Source organism: uncultured Exiguobacterium sp., from assembly GCF_964277885.1.
Taxonomy (GTDB): Bacteria; Bacillota; Bacilli; order Exiguobacteriales; family Exiguobacteriaceae; genus Exiguobacterium_A.
Window position 1 is genome coordinate 1,079,955 of record NZ_CAXYJR010000005.1, and the last position, 17,975, is coordinate 1,097,929.

A 17,975-nucleotide genomic window follows, 5' to 3' on the forward strand; every position below is an offset into this window, starting at 1 on the left:
AATGGCGACAGCTCAAAATGGAGCACGGGGCATCCGTGTACAAGTTCAACGGTTCGGAAGCTTTTTAAGCGGTATGGTCATGCCGAACATCGGTGCATTCATCGCCTGGGGGATCATCACGGCACTGTTCATCCCAACTGGATGGGCACCAAATAAGGAACTCGGTGAACTCGTCGGTCCGACAATCACCTATCTTTTACCGTTACTGATCGGATACACGGGCGGGAAATTAATGCATGACGTCAGAGGAGGCGTCGTCGGGACGCTCGCGACGATGGGGGTCATCGTCGGAACAGAGATTCCGATGTTCCTCGGTGCCATGATCATGGGACCACTTGGCGGATACGTCATCAAAAAGTTCGATCAGTTGATCGAAGGAAAAATCAAACCAGGTCTTGAGATGCTCGTCAACAATTTCTCGGTCGGGATCATCGGTGGGTTGTTGATGCTCGGTGGATTCAAAGTATTCGGACCACTCATGACAGGTCTTGACGACATCATGGCTGCAGCAGTTGGTGCGATCGTCAGTGCACACTTATTACCGCTTGCTAGTTTGTTCATCGAACCAGCGAAAATTTTATTCTTAAATAACGCCATCAACCACGGCATCTTAAGCCCACTTGGTCTCGATCAAGTAAATGAAGCAGGAAAATCGGTACTGTTCCTACTCGAAGCCAACCCAGGTCCGGGTCTCGGATTGTTACTCGCTTACTCGTTCTTCGGTTCTGGTGCAGCAAAGAAAACAGCACCGGGTGCTGCGTTCATTCAGTTCATCGGTGGGATTCACGAAATTTACTTCCCGTATGTCTTGATGAAGCCGGTCTTATTGCTTGCAATGATCGCAGGTGGTATGAGTGGAATCCTCACATTCGTCCTATTTGATGTCGGTTTAGTCGCACCTGCTTCACCAGGTAGTATCATCGCTGTCCTTGCGATGGCATCCCGCGGTTCTTACGTCGGATTGATCGCCGGTGTCCTTGTTTCAGCATCTGTGACATTCGTTGTCTCGACTGTCTTATTGAAAACAAGCAAAGCAAAAGAGACATCACTTGAAGAAGCAAGCGCGAACGTCAGTGCGATGAAAGGCAAACAATCGATTGCCTCGACACTCGTTTCAGCTGATGCTAAACCACTTGCGGAAGTCGAACATATCATCTTCGCTTGTGACGCTGGTATGGGTTCGAGTGCAATGGGGGCATCCGTCCTTCGCAATAAAATCAACAAAGCGGGCTTACCGATCAAAGTGACGAATACGTCGATCAGTCAATTGCCACAAAACGCTGAACTAATCATCACGCATCGTGATTTGACGGAGCGAGCGATGGAGCAGGTCCCAACGGCAGAACACCGATCAGTCGATAATTTCTTGAATGCCGGATATTATGACCAGCTCGTCCATGAGATCGAAACAGCACGGAACAAGATTTCATAAAAATAAAGATAGAGATATTCAAGGAGGAATAAACATGACAACGACAATGAACCTTTCACCGGAACTCGTATTACTGGACCAACAATTCGCAGACGAGACGGCAGCCATTACGGCTGCCGGTCAACTTCTCGTCGATCACGGATATGTCGAAGCCGGTTATATCGATTCAATGCAGGAGCGTCACGCTTTATCAACGGTCTACATCGGCAACCATGTCGCGATTCCACACGGAACAGAGTCGGCTAAATCGCAGGTCAAGAAAACAGGACTATCGATTCTACAAGTACCGCAAGGCGTAGCGTTCGGAACGGAACAAGCACGACTCGTCATCGGCATCGCTGGCGTTGGGGACGAACACCTCGAGTTGCTATCGAATATCGCGGTCATTTGCTCCGATGAGGAGAACGTCGCGCGTATCGTGGCAGCGACATCAAAAGAAGAAATCATCGCCTTATTGACAGCGGAGGTGTAACCATGAAAGCTATCCATTTTGGTGCCGGTAACATCGGACGTGGGTTCATCGGGTTACAACTCGTCAAGACGGGTTACGAAGTCTGTTTCGTAGATGTCAATACGACGGTCGTCGATGCATTAAAAACGAGACATACCTACGAAGTAGGGTATGCCTCTGAACAAGGGGGACGTGAAAGAGTCGACGGCGTAACGGCGCTCAACAGTTTGTCTGAACCGGATCAAGTCATTGCAGCGATTCGCGATGCAGATGTGATTACAACAGCTGTCGGTCCGAGCTTGTTGTCGAAAGTAGCTCCTTTGATCGCGGAAGGGTTACATCAACGTGATCAACAGACACCTGTCTACGTCATCGCGTGTGAGAACATGATTGGTGGGTCAAAACACTTGCAAGCAGAGGTGGCGAAACATCAGCAGGTAGAGGAGAATTGGTATTTTCCGAATGCAGCGGTTGACCGGATCGTGCCGCTTCAGCATCATGAAGACCCTCTGTACGTCGAAGTGGAGGAATTTTTCGAATGGGTGATTGAGACGACTGGATTACCAGAAGCCTATCCACGGATCGAAGGCGTTACGTATGTTGAAAATATCGAACCGTTCATCGAGCGGAAACTGTTCACAGTCAATACAGGACATGCGATTGCTTCGTACCTTGGAGCATTATTTCATAAAGAGACGATTGCTGAAAGTTTAACGGATCCTCGCATCCGACGAGGAGTCCAGACAGCCCTTTACGAAACAGGATGGTTGTTACTTGAAAAGTACGGCTTTAACCCGGTTGACCATAGTGCATATATCCAAAAGAATATGAAGCGCTTTGAAAACCCGCGAATTCATGATGAAATCATTCGTGTCGCTCGTTCACCGATTCGTAAACTGAGTCCAAGTGATCGACTCGTCAAACCAGCGAAGGAATTGATGGAGCGTGGGATTGAAGCAGATGGATTAGCGCGCGGGATCGCAGCAGCCCTGACCTATTTCGATCCAAATGATTCAGAATCTTCTGAATTGAATGCGTATATCACAAAACATGGAATCGAAGATGCGCTGAACGCATATCTTAAATTGTCCGCAACGGATCCACTCGGATCTCGAATTGTTGAACATTATGAAGCGATGCAACAGGAAGTCAATTCGATCGCTTAAGTTTTATTCATATAGCATGATGAACACCTTTTACATTATGTATAAGGTGTTTTTACATTGTTTGGATAAAATGGATTCGTGTGATACGAAATTCAGAAGGTAAAATGCATCATTTATAATAAAGAATGTACTAACACAAATTGATTCCAATTTGTATATTCAATTTGGAATATTCGAAAACGAATATTTAACGATTGAAATACATTGTACGCTATATAAACGGAACATCTCTATTCCGATTTTTCAGGTAAGAGAAGGTGAACATATGTTGAATTATAAAGTAAACGTATATAGATTAAACGGAGCACGACCAAAAGCGACAAAGGGATCTGGATCGAAGCATTTGATTTATTCGAGTCAGTTTTCATCACGTACCCCAGTCCATTTACTGCATCAACTCATCTTAAATCGTCTATTAATTGAACAAGAAAAAAACCTAGATTTAACGTACACGATCGAAGTGAATGCAGTACTTGATCAATTCGTAATGGATGTCCGCGTCTTTTCAACAGGTACGGTCAGTCTTCAAGTCGAGCAGGACTTAATCGAAATCATCGAACGTGAAGAAGTACGTCACATCCCTGCTCTCGAAATCGGTAAACCAGACTTTGCGGAGTTTGCGCATATCGTGCTGAAGGTCAAAGAAGGAGGGACTCGGTTTTCGCAAGAGGATACACAACGTATATTTGATGAATCAGGCGTTCGCGGACGAATCATCCTGCATAAGGAACGAATTGACAGCCATGAACCGTCACATTCGATTCAACTACTGATTGGTGGGACGGAAAAATCTTTATATAGTCTTTCGCAATACCAGCTTGATCCACTCTTTCGTAAACATGGGTTAACAATTCAATCCTTGAATCTGTTACCGTTTGACTTGTTTTTGATTCGTGACAAAATCGCGATGCTTTCTTCGGCAGATGCTTCACAACTGTGGATCGATGACATCACGACATCCAAGAACGGACGATCACATCAAATTTGTTTTAACGATGGGAATGAATGTATGACGGTCATCTGTGATCTTCATGGATCAATTCGTTCTTATAAGTGTTCGTAATGGTTTAACTCTTCTTCGAATAGGCTACATTCTTAACAGAGGTTCTAACGAAGGGGAGTCGAACAATCATGTTATCTAAACAGCAGACAGAAGAATTCAAGCAACGATTATTAAAGGAAAAAGAAAAGACGACATCAAACATTGAACAACGGGATACCGATTACGATGAAGGCGAATTGTCGAGTTATGATAATCATCCTGCCGATTCCGGCGATGAATTATTCTTACGGGAACGCGATCAAGCGATCACGGACATGCAAGAGGATATGCTCTCTGATGTGGATCGTGCCCTAAAAGCAATCGAGGACGGAACGTATGGTACTTGTGAAGTCTGTGGAAAAGACATCGAGATCGAACGTCTTGATATCATTCCGGAAACGTTATTATGTATCGAGCATGCTCAGGAAGAAGCAGAACAAAACGAGAACGATCCGAATTCGCGACCAAGCGAAGAAGATGTCCTGGATCCATCTGTCACAGCCCGCGGGAAAGACATCGACGGGGATACGGATGGATTCTCGAAAGTAAGTGATTTCGGTAGTTCCGATACACCGTCTGACCAAGAAGACGGCATTGACCCGACACGGTCTTGACCGGCAAAACATCTCCCGAAAATGGAGATGTTTTTTTCTCGAAAAAAACCACAGATATTTACCGGAATTTTTTGACTTTTCATTTAAATTTGGTACGATGGTATCGAGGGGGCTGTTTTAGCCTATATTAAAATGTAAGCGCATACAAGCATCCGTCTCACTGCTTGACCATTTTAGTTGAGGGAGGAAAAAACGCATGATTTATGACATTCCGAACAAGCAAGGGTCAAAAGTACAGTACAAGGAACGGTATGAAAATTACATTAATGGAAAGTGGACGGCACCTGTCGGGGGAGAATATTTTGATAATGTGACACCTGTCACTGGTAAAGTATTGTGCCAAGTCGCTCGTTCTACTAAGGAAGACATCGAACTCGCTCTTGACGCAGCACACGCCGCGAAAGAAGCATGGGGGAAAACATCCGTAACGGAACGCTCAAACATTTTAAATAAAATCGCGAATCGAATGGAAGAAAACCTCGAGATGCTCGCTTATGCAGAGACACTTGAGAACGGGAAAGCTGTCCGTGAGACACTCAACGCCGATCTACCGCTCGCGATCGATCACTTCCGTTATTTCGCCGGCGTCATCCGTGCCCAAGAAGGTTCAGTTGGCGAACTCGATCAAGACACGGTAGCGTATCACTTCCATGAGCCACTTGGCGTCGTTGGTCAAATCATTCCGTGGAACTTCCCACTCCTGATGGCTGTCTGGAAATTAGCACCTGCTCTCGCAGCAGGAAACTGTGTCGTTCTAAAACCAGCAGAACAAACACCAGCGAGCATCATGGTACTCATGGAACTTGTTGAAGATCTATTGCCACCGGGTGTCGTGAACATCGTCAATGGATTTGGTCTCGAGGCAGGGAAACCGCTCGCTTCAAGCAAACGAATCGCAAAAATCGCCTTTACGGGTGAGACGACGACAGGACGTTTGATCATGCAGTACGCATCACAAAACTTGATTCCGGTCACTCTCGAGCTCGGCGGGAAATCCCCGAACATCTTCTTTGAGGATATCATGCAGGCGGATGATGCCTTCTTCGATAAAGCAATCGAAGGATTACTGATGTTCGCGTTGAACCAAGGAGAAGTCTGTACGTGTCCGTCGCGTGCCTTGATTCAAGAATCGATTTACGAACCGTTCATGGAACGTGTTCTAGAGCGTGTCAAAGCCATCAAGATCGGAAATCCTCTTGATGCGGACGTCATGATGGGTGCTCAAGCTTCGAACGAACAGATGGAGAAAATCCTTTCATATCTTGAAATCGGTAAGTCGGAAGGCGCGGAGTGTCTCATCGGTGGAGAACGCAACATGCTCGAAGGGGATCTCGCAGAAGGATATTATATCCAGCCAACGATCTTCAAAGGACACAATAAGATGCGAATCTTCCAAGAAGAAATTTTCGGTCCGGTCCTGTCGGTCACGACGTTCAAGACGGAAGAAGAAGCGCTCGAAATTGCGAATGATACGTTGTACGGTCTTGGTGCTGGTGTTTGGACGCGCGACATGAATCGTGCTTACCGGTTTGGTCGTGCGATCGAAGCAGGGCGCGTCTGGACGAACTGTTATCACCAATATCCAGCTCACGCGGCGTTTGGTGGTTACAAAATGTCAGGTATCGGACGTGAAAATCATAAGATGATGCTTAATCATTACCAACGGACGAAAAACCTACTCGTCAGCTACAACCCGAATAAACTTGGTTTCTTCTAAGTCGGAAAGGACGTGGAAACAAATGGTGGAACGTGTTCAGGCGACAGCAGCTTGTCTAGAGTTAATCGACCAGTTGAGAGAAAAACACGGTCCGTTGATGTTTCATCAATCTGGTGGTTGTTGCGATGGCAGTTCCCCGATGTGTTTTGCACAGGGTGATCTATTCCTAGGAGATCAGGATAAAAAACTGGGAGAGATCGGTGGTTGTCCGTTTTATATTCATGAAGATCAATATGAGTATTGGAAACATACGCAACTCATCATTGATGTAGTGGATGGTCGAGGCGGAATGTTCTCTCTTGAGGGTGTCGAAGGGAAACGTTTTTTGACACGCTCCCGTGCGTTCACGCAAGAGGAGTACGCTGAACTATCATCATCAAGCTAATGAAAGAATCATACACGGTTTCGTCGAGGTGGCTTGTTCATTCAGGTCACTTGTACGGAATCGTGTTTTTTGTTCGTATCACGACGTTCGAACAGGATAAAAGTTGGTAAAGCGGCATAAGAACGGTATAATGAACTCATATTTTGACGAGAAGATAGCTTCATACTATGACATTATAGGGGGTCACCATGAAATATCCATTTTTAGGTTGGACAGGTCAAACGATCGGAGTGACGGCGCCCTCCTCCGGATTACGTGAACAGCAACAAGAATGGGTCGAACGAGCAGTTGAACAGGTACAAGCACGGCAAATGAACGTCCGTTTGGGTGAAACGATTTGGTCGCATCAACTTGCTGAGAGTGCGCCGGTCAAACAACGCGCCGAAGAATTAAATCATATGATGACGGATGAGACGATTGATGCTGTCATCCCGCCATTTGGTGGGGAGCGCGCCATTGATCTTTTACCTGAGTTGACGCCAACTACTTACCAAACGAAATGGCTGCTTGGCTATTCCGACATTAGTACGCTATTGCTCAGTCTGACGCTTCAGACGGGAATCGCGACAGCACATGGTCCGAATTTCGTTGAGCTTCGGAGTGAAGAATGGGACGAGACGACAAGTGCGTGGCGACGGGTGCTCTCGACGCCATCTGGAGGAACCGTCACACAGTGGGCTTCAGATCGTTATCAACCTGAGTGGACAAACGAAGAACGGCCAACAGGTCCATTATTTCAGCTGACGGAAGCGACAGAATGGAAAGCACTGGATGAGCGAACGGAAGTGACGGGACGTTTAATTGGTGGGTGTCTGGAGACGATTCGCCATCTGGTTGGGACACCGTATGGCAATGTACAGCGTTTCCAGCGTGAAGAGATCAACGGTGAACCGATCCTCTGGTACTTTGAGGTGTCTGAAGCGAATTCGGCAGAGGTGCACCGGACGTTGCGACAAATGGCGTATGCTGGTTGGTTCGACCATGCGGCTGGCTTTTTATTTGGTCGTACGTCTGCAAAGATTTCTGAAGATCTGACGTGGCTAGACGTGTATCAATATCTAACGGATGAGACGGGCTTACCAGTCTTATATGATCTTGATATTGGTCATCAGCCGCCGCAGGTGACGTTAATTAATGGAGCGACGGGAACGGTTCGTATTCAAGGAAAAGATTCACGAATCGATCTGACGTTCAACTAAAAAGGAGAGCACGCAATGGCACGTCGTAAGTTTCAAGCATTAGGCGTTTATAAACGCGTCCATATCAACCCGGAGACACGTCGAATGACGTTACCGGAACCCTTTTACGATGCACTTCGTCTAGAAGATGAATTGCTGATTGCACAAGTCGGAGATGTTCTCGTCATGCGACGACCGGGGGAGGTCGTCGAGACAGAAACGGATTTATTGAGCGAACTCGTCGAAGATGGATTCACGGGTACAGAGCTCGTACAAGAATTCGCCTACCGGCGTCAGCAACAGGAACAACGATTACGTCAACAAGTCTTGCAGGATGAAGAGGATGACCATGCTGCTCAACTGAAGATCGAGCTATAACGGAAAGAAGGAGTGGGGCAGATGCGTCGTAGAACAAAAATTGGAATCGGAATCATCGGATCCGGATTAGTAGCAGCGAGTTATTATTTTTATGAGATGGCAATCGCCACGAATCCGAAGCCTTTCTTATCGAATAATCGGGATTTGAGTGACGAGATGGTCCGATTAATGCAACCTGGACAGACGTGGATCAAAGAGCAACCGCTTGAGCGGATCGAGATTGAAGCGAAAGATGGTTTGACGTTACGCGGACATTTCCTTCCGTCTCCTGTTCCGTCAGATCGGATCGTCATTCTCGTGCATGGGTATGGAGGAGTCGGAACGGATTTGGCTGGATTTGCTTATCTGTACCATCAGGCTGGTTTCCACGTCATGATGCCGGATAATCGAGGACATGGGATGAGTGACGGTCACTATATCGGATTCGGATGGCATGACCGGGAGGATTGTCTCAGTTGGTCGAACTATCTGATTGAACGGATTGGACAGGATGCGAAACTGTTCTTGCACGGAGTTTCGATGGGAGGAGCGACCGTATTGATGACGAGTGGCGAACGACTCCCACCACAAATCAAAGGAATTATTTCTGATTGTGCCTATACGTCCGTCAATGCAGTTCTTGCGTATCAGATGAAGCGGATGTACCGTCTACCACACTTCCCGTTCTTAGGCATGACGAGTGTATTGACGAAGTTAAAGGCAGGTTACACGTTCCGGGAAGCATCAGCGCTGAAACAGGTCAAAAAGGCACAAGTACCGATTTTGTTCATCCATGGTGGGGCGGATACGTTCGTACCGACAGACATGGTGTATGAGCTGTATGAAGCTTGTCCAACGGATAAAGAGCTCGTCGTCATTCCGAATGCCGCTCATGCGATGGCCTATTTCGAGGATCCGGCATTGTATGATGATGTCGTTGAGAAGTTCGTGCGTAACATCTTGCGAAATGATTGACAACTCAGTTTGTTACCCGCTATATTAATATCATAAATCAACGTCGTCGTGGCGGAACTGGTAGACGCGCTAGACTCAGAATCTAGTGGTGGCAACACCGTGGAGGTTCAAGTCCTCTCGGCGGCATAAATGATTGAAGGAGGCAATCCCATCAAGGGATTGCCTCCTTTTTGATAATGAATAGAAAACGGTTGCATCGAATAAAAATTCAGAAATATTTATCTTTTTAGAATTTTTCTGGTAAAATACGTTTTAAAGAGGGTACTCTTCAGGGAAAGTACTAAGTGGAGTTAACAATCTTTAACACATAGGAGAGGGGAAACAAACATGAAAAAAGGAAGTATCTTGTTAGCGCTTTTGATGAGCTGTATTCTCGTGCTAGGTGCATGTAGTATCGGTTCGAAAGATGAAGGCTCGTCAGAAGGAAAGACGTATAAGGTTGGTATCGACGTTACGTATCCACCATTTGAGTATAAAGATGGGGACACGTATAAGGGAATCGATATCGATCTTATGAAAGCGATCGCTAAGGATCAGAACTTCAAAATTAAATTTGAAGCAATGGATTTCAGCGGTATCATTCCAGCACTTCAAGCAAATCAACTGGACGTTGCTATTGCCGGTATGAGTATTACACCAGAACGAAAGAAAGTCGTTACATTCTCAGATCCATACTTCAAAGCTGGTCTTATTTTAGTCGTCAAAGAAGATGAGAATGGTATTAAATCTGTTAACGATCTTAAAGGGAAAAAAGTAGCCGTCAAAAAGGGAACGACGGGTGCAAAATATGCAACGGATAATGCAGATAAACTGGGCTTCACGGTCACACAGTTCAATGACAGCCCAGCAATGTTCCAAGAAGTGAAGAACGGTAACGCAGCTGCTTTGATTGAAGATTATCCGGTCATCTCATACGCCAACAAACAACAAAACCTTGGATTAAAACTTGTCGGAGACCGTCTCAACGGAGACAACTACGGAATCGCTGTCTTAAAAGGCGAGAACGAGGATCTGATGAAAAAAATCAACAAAGGACTTGCGAATCTGAAAGAAAACGGTGAATACGATAAAATCGTTGACACATATCTGAAATAAGTCGCAAGGCGATAAGGGAGTGGGATAGCCAATGGAAGTGGTCAAAACCGCATTTCCATTTTTCTTGGAAGGGCTTCAAGTCACATTGTATATTTTCATCATCGCGGTCATCGTCGGCTTTCTGATTGGCTTAGTCGTCGCATTGATGCGGTTGTCACCATCAAAGATTTTGAACGGAATCGCGATCATCTATATCGATGTCATTCGCGGAACACCGTTCATCGTCCAGTTATTCTTCATCTATTTTGGACTCAACTCGCTCGAGTGGTTATCGATGGACCGGATGTATGCAGGGATACTGACGGTCGCAATCAATGCGGGTGCTTATTTTGCGGAAATCATTCGAGCTGGTATCCAGTCGATTGATAAGGGACAAACAGAAGCCGCGCGTTCGCTCGGGATGACAGGACGTCAAACGATGGTACAGATTATCTTGCCGCAAGCATTCCGGCGGATGTTACCAACGATTACGAACCAATCGATCATCAGTTTAAAAGATACATCGTTGTTATCAATCATCGGTATCGCTGATTTGACGCAACAAGGTCAGGTTCAGCAATCAACGACGTTTGAGCCATTCATCGTCTGGTCCGTCGTCGGATTAATGTACTTCGTCATCATTTATCTCTTGTCCCTAGTGGCGAAGTTCTTGGAACGGAGGTTTACATTACGATGAGTATCATTGAAGTAAAGAATCTAAAGAAATCATTCGGCTCGAACGAAGTCTTAAAAGACATTAACGTCTCGATAGCCGAAAAAGAAGTCGTCTGTGTCATCGGTCCATCGGGATCTGGAAAAAGTACGTTTTTACGTTGTTTAAATCGACTAGAAGAAATTACGGGTGGCACGGTCATTATCGATGATTTTGACATCACGAATCCGAAGGTCGATATTAACAAAGTTCGGGAAGAAGTCGGGATGGTCTTTCAACATTTTAATCTCTTTCCGCATAAGACCGTGCTTGAGAACGTTACGCTTGCACCGATTAAAGTACGAAAATCGGATAAAGAACAGGCAAAAAAACGGGCTTTGGAACTACTTGATAAAGTCGGGCTCAGGGAAAAAGCGGATAATTATCCTGGAGAATTATCTGGGGGTCAAAAGCAACGGGTGGCGATTGCCCGAGCGCTCGCGATGAATCCGAAAATCATGTTGTTTGACGAGCCTACGTCAGCGCTTGACCCGGAAATGGTCGGTGACGTCCTTGCCGTTATGAAACAACTTGCTCTTGAAGGCATGACGATGGTCGTCGTGACCCATGAGATGGGATTTGCTCGTGAAGTCGGAGACCGCGTCTTATTCATGGATGGTGGATATGTCGTCGAAGAGAATGTGCCACAAGCGCTCTTTGATTCCCCACAGCATGAACGGACGCAATCGTTCCTCAGTAAAGTTTTATGATGGAACCGGCGTATCTAAATACGGATACGCCGGTTTTTACTTATTCATAAATTACTGGCTAAGCGCTCATAAGAAAAACTTATACATTTAAGCGCGAGAATTTGGGAATTCGAAATGCACACACAGGAAAAGAGTAGTAATATAATAACGAAGGCACTTTCATGGAAGAATGACACGATCATTCCTTCTCATGACGTTCAGCGCTTCATCCATGCAATTCCTTTTGAAAGCGCTAACAGGTAGAGGGCTGGAAATGCGTCTAGTATTCACTGGATGCAAGGGGAGAAATATAGAAACGGGGGGAACCGTACATGGCAGGCCACGAGCAAGATCAACAAGCATTTTATGGACCAAACCTTGGCTACATCATTGAATTGTACGAGCGTTTTTTAGAAGACAAAACATCTGTTGATGAGGAGACACGTGCTTATTTCGAAGAGCATGGTGCACCTGTGACGGAACCAGTCGTACCGATGCAAGTCGAGACGGGAGATTTTGAAAAATATCTTGCGGCGAATCGTTTAGCGGAACAAATTCGTGCAAAAGGACATCTTGCGGCGGATATCTATCCGCTGAAGGACCATCCGCGAGAAACAGGATTATTCGAATTAAGTCTGTATGGACTGACAGAGGCAGATCTTCGGAAAATGCCAGTCTCACTTGTCTGTCCGGAACCACCAACTGGTGTACAGGACGCGTTTGAAGGCATCGAACACTTAAAGGCACAGTACACGGGAGCAGCCGCAGTTGAATTCCAGCATGTCGATGATCTCGATGAAAAGAAATGGCTCCGTCAAAAAATTGAACAAGGTGCTTTAACAGCGACGCTTGACGCTGAACAAAAGAAACAGTTGTTCAAACGCTTGGCTGAAACGGACCTCTTCGAAAAATACTTGCATAAAACATACGTTGGTCAAAAACGGTTCTCGATTGAAGGACTTGACGCGATGGTGCCGTTGCTCGACACAATCGTTGGGCACCTCATTTCGAACGGATCGGAGACGATCAATATCGGAATGGCGCACCGTGGACGGTTGAACGTTTTGGCGCACGTACTCGGAAAGCCATATGAAATGATATTTGCTGAGTTCCAGCATGCACCGAACCACGACCTCGTACCATCTGAAGGGTCAATCGGCATCACGTACGGTTGGACGGGCGACGTGAAGTATCACCTCGGTTTAAATCGCAAACTCGAGCAAGAGACACGAAACGTGCGGATGACACTTGCGAACAATCCGTCGCACCTTGAGTTCGTTGACCCAGTCGTCGAAGGCTTCACACGTGCAGCACAAGACGATCGCTCACAAAAAGGAGCACCACGCCAAGAGCAAGCGACTGCTGCAGCGATCCTCATTCACGGCGATGCAGCGTTCCCAGGTCAAGGAATCGTGGCTGAAACATTGAATTTAGCGAATCTCAAAGGATACAACACCGGCGGAACGATTCATATCATCGCGAACAACACAATCGGCTTCACGACGGAGCCGACGGACTCCCGTTCGACGCGTTACTCGAGTGATCTTGCCAAAGGTTATGAAATCCCAGTCTTCCACGTCAATGCGGATGAGCCGGAAAGCTGTCTCGCTGTCGCGTTGCTCGCAAGCGAGTATCGGGCAACGTTCAAGAAGGATGTCATGATTGATTTGATCGGGTACCGTCGTTTTGGTCATAACGAAATGGATGAACCGATGAACACAAACCCAGTCTTATACGATTTGATTCATAAACATGATCCAATTCGTGTCTTGTACGGGAAAAAACTTGTCGCGAACGGGGATGCGACAGCTGACGAAATTCAATCGATTGAAACATCAATCAATGATCAAATGAAAACGGCACGTGAAAAAGTACCGAATGTGGAGAAAGAGTATGGTGGGGTCATGCCGGACGTCGTCTTTAAAGGCGTTCCGACCATCGAGACAGGGGTCTCGATTGAAACATTGACGGCGTACAATGAAGAATTATTACAGTGGCCGAACGGCTTCCAAGTGTTCCATAAACTTGAGAAGGTCCTGAAGCGCCGGACGGATGCGTTCTCGACGAAGAACGGAATCGACTGGGGACATGCCGAAACATTGGCGTTTGCTTCCATTCTTTCGGATGGAACACCCATCCGCTTGAGCGGTCAAGACTCTGAACGAGGAACATTCGCACAACGGAACATTAATCTTCATGATGTGAAAACAGGAGAAGGCTTCTCGCCACTCCATGCCTTATCAACAGCAACTGCCTCATTCTCGGTCTACAACAGTCCGTTGTCTGAAGCAGGTGTACTTGGTTTTGAATACGGTTATAACGTCTTCGCTCCGGAAACGCTCGTATTATGGGAAGCGCAATATGGGGACTTTGCGAACTCGGGTCAAGTCATCTTCGACCAGTTCATCTCAGCTAGCCGCGCGAAATGGGGACAAACATCAGGTCTCGTCATGTTGCTTCCGCATGGTTATGAGGGGCAAGGACCAGAACACTCGAGTGGTCGTTTAGAACGTTTCTTGACGTTATCGGGTGAGAAAAACTGGACGGTCGCGAACGTGTCAAGTGCTGCCCAGTATTTCCACTTATTGCGCCGACAAGCAGCGATTCTCGGTAAAGAGGAAGTCCGACCGCTCGTCGTCATGACACCAAAGAGTCTCTTGCGACATCCGCTTGCGACATCCGATGTCTCTGAATTGACGGAAGGTAGTTTCCAACGTGTCATCGAACAATCAGGTCTGGGAGAAGCATCAGATCGTGTCAAACGTCTTGTGTTCTGTTCTGGTAAGATGGCAATCGATCTAGCTGAAGCCGTTTCGAAATCAGATGAGAATCTCGATTGGCTACAGATCGTCCGGGTCGAGGAGTTGTATCCGTTCCCAGCGAAAGCCTTACAAGAAGTCATTGCGCGCTATGAAGCCGTTGAAGAGATGGTCTGGGTGCAAGAAGAACCGAAAAACATGGGGGCATGGTCCTTCATGGAACCTCGACTTGAGACAGTCGCACCGAACGGCATCCAAACCGTCCGTTACATCGGTCGTCGTCGTCGTTCGAGTACAGCAGAAGGTGACCCGTCAGGTCATAAAGTAGAGCAGGCACGTATCATCAACGATGCGCTCACAGCGACTGCTTCTACTCCAACAGCACCATCACACGTATCAAATCACACATCATAACTTAAGATAGAATCGAGTCATAGGGGGAGAATACGATGGAAATCAAAGTACCAGAACTTGCCGAATCAATTACTGAAGGAACGGTGGCATCTTGGTTAAAACAACCAGGTGATCACGTGGAAAAAGGGGAAGCCATCGTTGAGCTCGAGACAGATAAGGTCAACATCGAAGTACCGTCAGATGAAGCGGGTACGTTGACGGAAGTGATGGCTGCTGAGGGAGATACAGTCCGCGTCGGGGAAACGATTGCTGTCATCTCTGCTGGTGGCGAGACTCCAAAACCGGCTGCAACAGAAACAGTACAAGAAACTTCAAAAGTAGAAGAAAAAGTGGAACAACCAGTGGCTGTGGCAGCTACGGAAAGTACATCTGTTGCGGATCGTCCGATTGCTTCACCGGCTGCACGTAAACTGGCTCGTGAAAAAGGAATCGATTTAGCACAAGTGGCGACACAAGATCCACTTGGTCGGATCCGTGTGCAAGACGTCGCGACGTTTGAAGTAGCACCACGTGAGCAAGCAAAACCAGCTGCGAAGCCTGCTGCACCGACATCAGCTCCAGCTGCTACTCCTGGGAAACCGGAAGAGCGGATCAAGATGTCACGCCGTCGTAAGACGATCGCAAATCGTCTCGTCGAAGTTCAACAAACGGCAGCGATGTTGACGACGTTCAACGAAATCGATATGTCAGCGGTCATGGCGCTACGTAAACGTCGCCAAGAGAAATTCGTTAAAGAAAACGAAGTCAAGCTCGGCTTCATGTCATTCTTCACGAAAGCGGCAGTTGCAGCACTTAAGAAGATGCCTTATTTAAATGCTGAGATTCAAGGGGATGAAATTGTCCTTAAGAAATTCTACGATATCGGAATTGCGGTCTCAGCACCAGATGGTCTCGTCGTTCCTGTCGTACGTGATGCGGACAAGAAAAACTTCGCTGAGATTGAAAAAGATATCATTCAACTTGCCGTCAAAGCGCGTGACAACAAACTCGGTCTATCTGACTTGACAGGTGGTACATTCACGATCACGAACGGTGGTACGTTCGGTTCACTCATGTCGACACCAATCTTGAACGGTCCGCAAGTCGCGATTCTCGGAATGCACGCAATTAACCTGCGCCCTGTTGCGATTGATGCCGAGCGTATGGAAAACCGTCCGATGATGTATGTCGCACTCTCGTACGATCACCGAATCGTTGATGGAAAAGAAGCCGTTACATTCTTGAAGCACATTAAAGATTTACTCGAAGATCCAGAATCATTGATTTTCGAAGCATGATCAGAGAACTGAAAAGAAAAGACCCGTTTCGTTGCGGGTCTTTTTCTATGGCATGATAACACTTTGTCATCAAATCACGAAAGGACATTTACATCTTCTCTATATTAGCTTCATACAAACGATTTAGGATAGGAGTTGTAAGAATATTTCAAGGGGGAATTGATTATGTTGAAACAAATTGGATTAACGATGGTAGCAGGAGCCGTATTAAGCACAGGACTTCCGACAGAAGATGTCGGTGCACAATCGAAGGGAAAATCATTGCTTGATCCCAATCGAATCATCAACGTCGCTCACCGTGGAGCTTCAGGGTATGCACCAGAGCATACGATGCCAGCTTATGAAATGGGACATAAGAAATTTAAAGCGGATTACATCGAGATTGACTTACAGATGACAAAAGATGGTCAATTGATTGCGATGCACGATGAAACGGTTGATCGGACTACGGACGGGACAGGTGCTGTCAAAGATAAGACTCTTGAAGAAATTAAGAAGCTTGATGCAGGCAGTTGGTTCAATGAAGCAAACCCTTCACTTGCTCGAAAAGAATACGCTGGATTGAAAGTGCCGACTCTTGAAGAAATTTTTTCGACGTATGGAAAGCATGCGAACTATTATATTGAAACAAAGTCACCAGAGGTTTATCCAGGAATGGAAGAAAAGTTATTGAATACGTTAAAAGCCTATGACCTTTCAAGTGATCGTGTAAAACCTGGTCAAGTCTTAATTCAATCGTTCAGTGAAGCGAGTTTACAAAAAGTAAAAACGCTTGATCCGAATATCCCTCTGATTCAATTGATGGAAGCGAACGAAGTCAAAGCATTGACAGCTGATCGATTAACGGCAATTCGTCAATATGCAGTTGGAGTCGGTCCTTCTTTTAAAGCATTGACTCGTGAAAACGTCACAGCAATCCGTCAGCATGATTTGTTACTTCATCCGTACACAGTAAACGAAAAAGCAGATATGGTTCGTATGCTAGATTATGGAGTGACAGGTGTCTTTACGAACTATGCAGATCGATTTAATGCCGTTGTCAAAGCATATCAAAAAATCTAAATTACCAGTAAAAAAATTCCTCTCTATTTCAGATCTGAAATAGAGAGGAATTTTTTTAGAAAATCATATATTTTAAATCTAAGATTTGATTTCTTGCGTAATCTATTTAGAGAAAATCGTATATATGAATCTTGGGATAAAACAATATAGAGATTGGGATATTTCATGTTACGATAATAGTGGAGTTTTGGGAAAGAATGGAGTGAGAATCGTGAGAATTACACAGTATACGGACTATGGATTACGTGTGTTGATTTATCTTGGTGTGAACCGAGATGTCATCACGCCGATGCCACAGATTGCCAAACATTACGGCATCTCATCGAATCATTTAATGAAAGTAACGCAACAGTTGACGAAACTAGGTTACGTAGAATCAACGAGAGGGCGCTCAGGCGGTCTTCGTTTAATTCAAGATCCTAAAGATATTAATATCGGTAAAGTCGTACGACAAATGGAACCACTAGATATCGTTGAATGTTTCGGAAACAACGGTCATTGCGTCATCGAACCAAGTTGTCGTCTCAAAGGTGTGTTGGGGCGAGCGCTCCGGGCTTTCATCCGGGAGTTGGAACAACATACGCTAGAAGAACTACTTGATAATCGTGATGAGTTAAATCTGCTCTTTGCCTCGTCGTCAATACATCAAACATAATCAAAACCCTCGTTTC

Annotated in this window: 17 protein-coding genes and 1 tRNA gene; all 18 read left to right on the plus strand. The window is 46.0% G+C overall.

Annotated elements, in window-relative coordinates:
- Position 1: 1 nt before the first annotated feature.
- The 18 genes from ACHWTJ_RS07110 (at position 2) to ACHWTJ_RS07195 (ending at position 17,959) form a co-directional block, all read left to right on the plus strand.
- Positions 2-1,432 carry a PTS mannitol transporter subunit IICB gene (locus tag ACHWTJ_RS07110; RefSeq protein ID WP_050678286.1) on the plus strand — a complete coding sequence of 477 codons (1,431 nt, stop codon included), beginning with the start codon at positions 2-4 and terminating at the stop codon, positions 1,430-1,432.
- A gap of 34 nt (positions 1,433-1,466) precedes the next feature.
- On the plus strand, positions 1,467-1,904 hold the full coding sequence (locus ACHWTJ_RS07115; RefSeq protein WP_294750377.1) for a PTS sugar transporter subunit IIA: 438 nt from the start codon (positions 1,467-1,469) through the stop codon (positions 1,902-1,904).
- Between the two features lie 2 nt (positions 1,905-1,906).
- On the plus strand, positions 1,907-3,049 hold the full coding sequence (locus ACHWTJ_RS07120) for a mannitol-1-phosphate 5-dehydrogenase (protein ID WP_294745790.1): 1,143 nt from the start codon (positions 1,907-1,909) through the stop codon (positions 3,047-3,049).
- A gap of 265 nt (positions 3,050-3,314) precedes the next feature.
- A complete protein-coding gene (locus ACHWTJ_RS07125; RefSeq protein ID WP_294741096.1) occupies positions 3,315-4,112 on the plus strand; it encodes a hypothetical protein in 798 nt (265 codons plus the stop codon).
- Positions 4,113-4,180: 68 nt separating this feature from the next.
- Entirely contained in the window at positions 4,181-4,705 is a 525-nt protein-coding gene (locus ACHWTJ_RS07130; RefSeq protein WP_294741098.1) for a TraR/DksA C4-type zinc finger protein, read from the plus strand.
- 196 nt (positions 4,706-4,901) lie between these two features.
- A complete protein-coding gene (gene adh, locus ACHWTJ_RS07135; protein WP_294741099.1) occupies positions 4,902-6,422 on the plus strand; it encodes an aldehyde dehydrogenase in 1,521 nt (506 codons plus the stop codon).
- Positions 6,423-6,444: 22 nt separating this feature from the next.
- Positions 6,445-6,807, plus strand: coding sequence for a DUF779 domain-containing protein (locus ACHWTJ_RS07140; RefSeq protein ID WP_294741101.1), 363 nt, complete (start codon positions 6,445-6,447; stop codon positions 6,805-6,807).
- Positions 6,808-6,995: 188 nt separating this feature from the next.
- A complete protein-coding gene (locus ACHWTJ_RS07145; RefSeq protein ID WP_394679314.1) occupies positions 6,996-8,006 on the plus strand; it encodes a S66 peptidase family protein in 1,011 nt (336 codons plus the stop codon).
- A gap of 15 nt (positions 8,007-8,021) precedes the next feature.
- Positions 8,022-8,363, plus strand: a complete 342-nt coding sequence (locus tag ACHWTJ_RS07150; RefSeq protein WP_023468553.1) for a hypothetical protein — start codon at positions 8,022-8,024, stop codon at positions 8,361-8,363.
- Positions 8,364-8,384: 21 nt separating this feature from the next.
- Positions 8,385-9,317, plus strand: coding sequence for an alpha/beta hydrolase (locus ACHWTJ_RS07155; RefSeq protein ID WP_294745796.1), 933 nt, complete (start codon positions 8,385-8,387; stop codon positions 9,315-9,317).
- 42 nt (positions 9,318-9,359) lie between these two features.
- Positions 9,360-9,443 (plus strand) — tRNA-Leu (locus ACHWTJ_RS07160).
- A gap of 201 nt (positions 9,444-9,644) precedes the next feature.
- Complete coding sequence (locus ACHWTJ_RS07165) at positions 9,645-10,412, plus strand: transporter substrate-binding domain-containing protein (RefSeq protein ID WP_294741108.1); 768 nt, start codon at positions 9,645-9,647, stop codon at positions 10,410-10,412.
- 31 nt (positions 10,413-10,443) lie between these two features.
- On the plus strand, positions 10,444-11,088 hold the full coding sequence (locus ACHWTJ_RS07170; protein WP_053453585.1) for an amino acid ABC transporter permease: 645 nt from the start codon (positions 10,444-10,446) through the stop codon (positions 11,086-11,088).
- Positions 11,085-11,813, plus strand: a complete 729-nt coding sequence (locus ACHWTJ_RS07175) for an amino acid ABC transporter ATP-binding protein (protein WP_294741111.1) — start codon at positions 11,085-11,087, stop codon at positions 11,811-11,813. The genes ACHWTJ_RS07170 and ACHWTJ_RS07175 overlap by 4 nt, the downstream gene beginning before the upstream one ends.
- A 311-nt stretch (positions 11,814-12,124) precedes the next feature.
- Positions 12,125-14,965 (plus strand): 2-oxoglutarate dehydrogenase E1 component, encoded by a 2,841-nt coding sequence (locus tag ACHWTJ_RS07180; protein ID WP_294741113.1) that lies wholly within the window; start codon positions 12,125-12,127, stop codon positions 14,963-14,965.
- A gap of 35 nt (positions 14,966-15,000) precedes the next feature.
- The gene (odhB, locus tag ACHWTJ_RS07185; RefSeq protein ID WP_294741115.1) at positions 15,001-16,242 is read left to right on the plus strand and encodes a 2-oxoglutarate dehydrogenase complex dihydrolipoyllysine-residue succinyltransferase; all 1,242 of its coding nucleotides are present in this window, start codon (positions 15,001-15,003) and stop codon (positions 16,240-16,242) included.
- Positions 16,243-16,431: 189 nt separating this feature from the next.
- Positions 16,432-17,304 (plus strand): glycerophosphodiester phosphodiesterase, encoded by an 873-nt coding sequence (locus ACHWTJ_RS07190; protein WP_294743339.1) that lies wholly within the window; start codon positions 16,432-16,434, stop codon positions 17,302-17,304.
- 211 nt (positions 17,305-17,515) lie between these two features.
- Positions 17,516-17,959 (plus strand): Rrf2 family transcriptional regulator, encoded by a 444-nt coding sequence (locus ACHWTJ_RS07195; protein WP_294741116.1) that lies wholly within the window; start codon positions 17,516-17,518, stop codon positions 17,957-17,959.
- Positions 17,960-17,975: the final 16 nt, after the last annotated feature.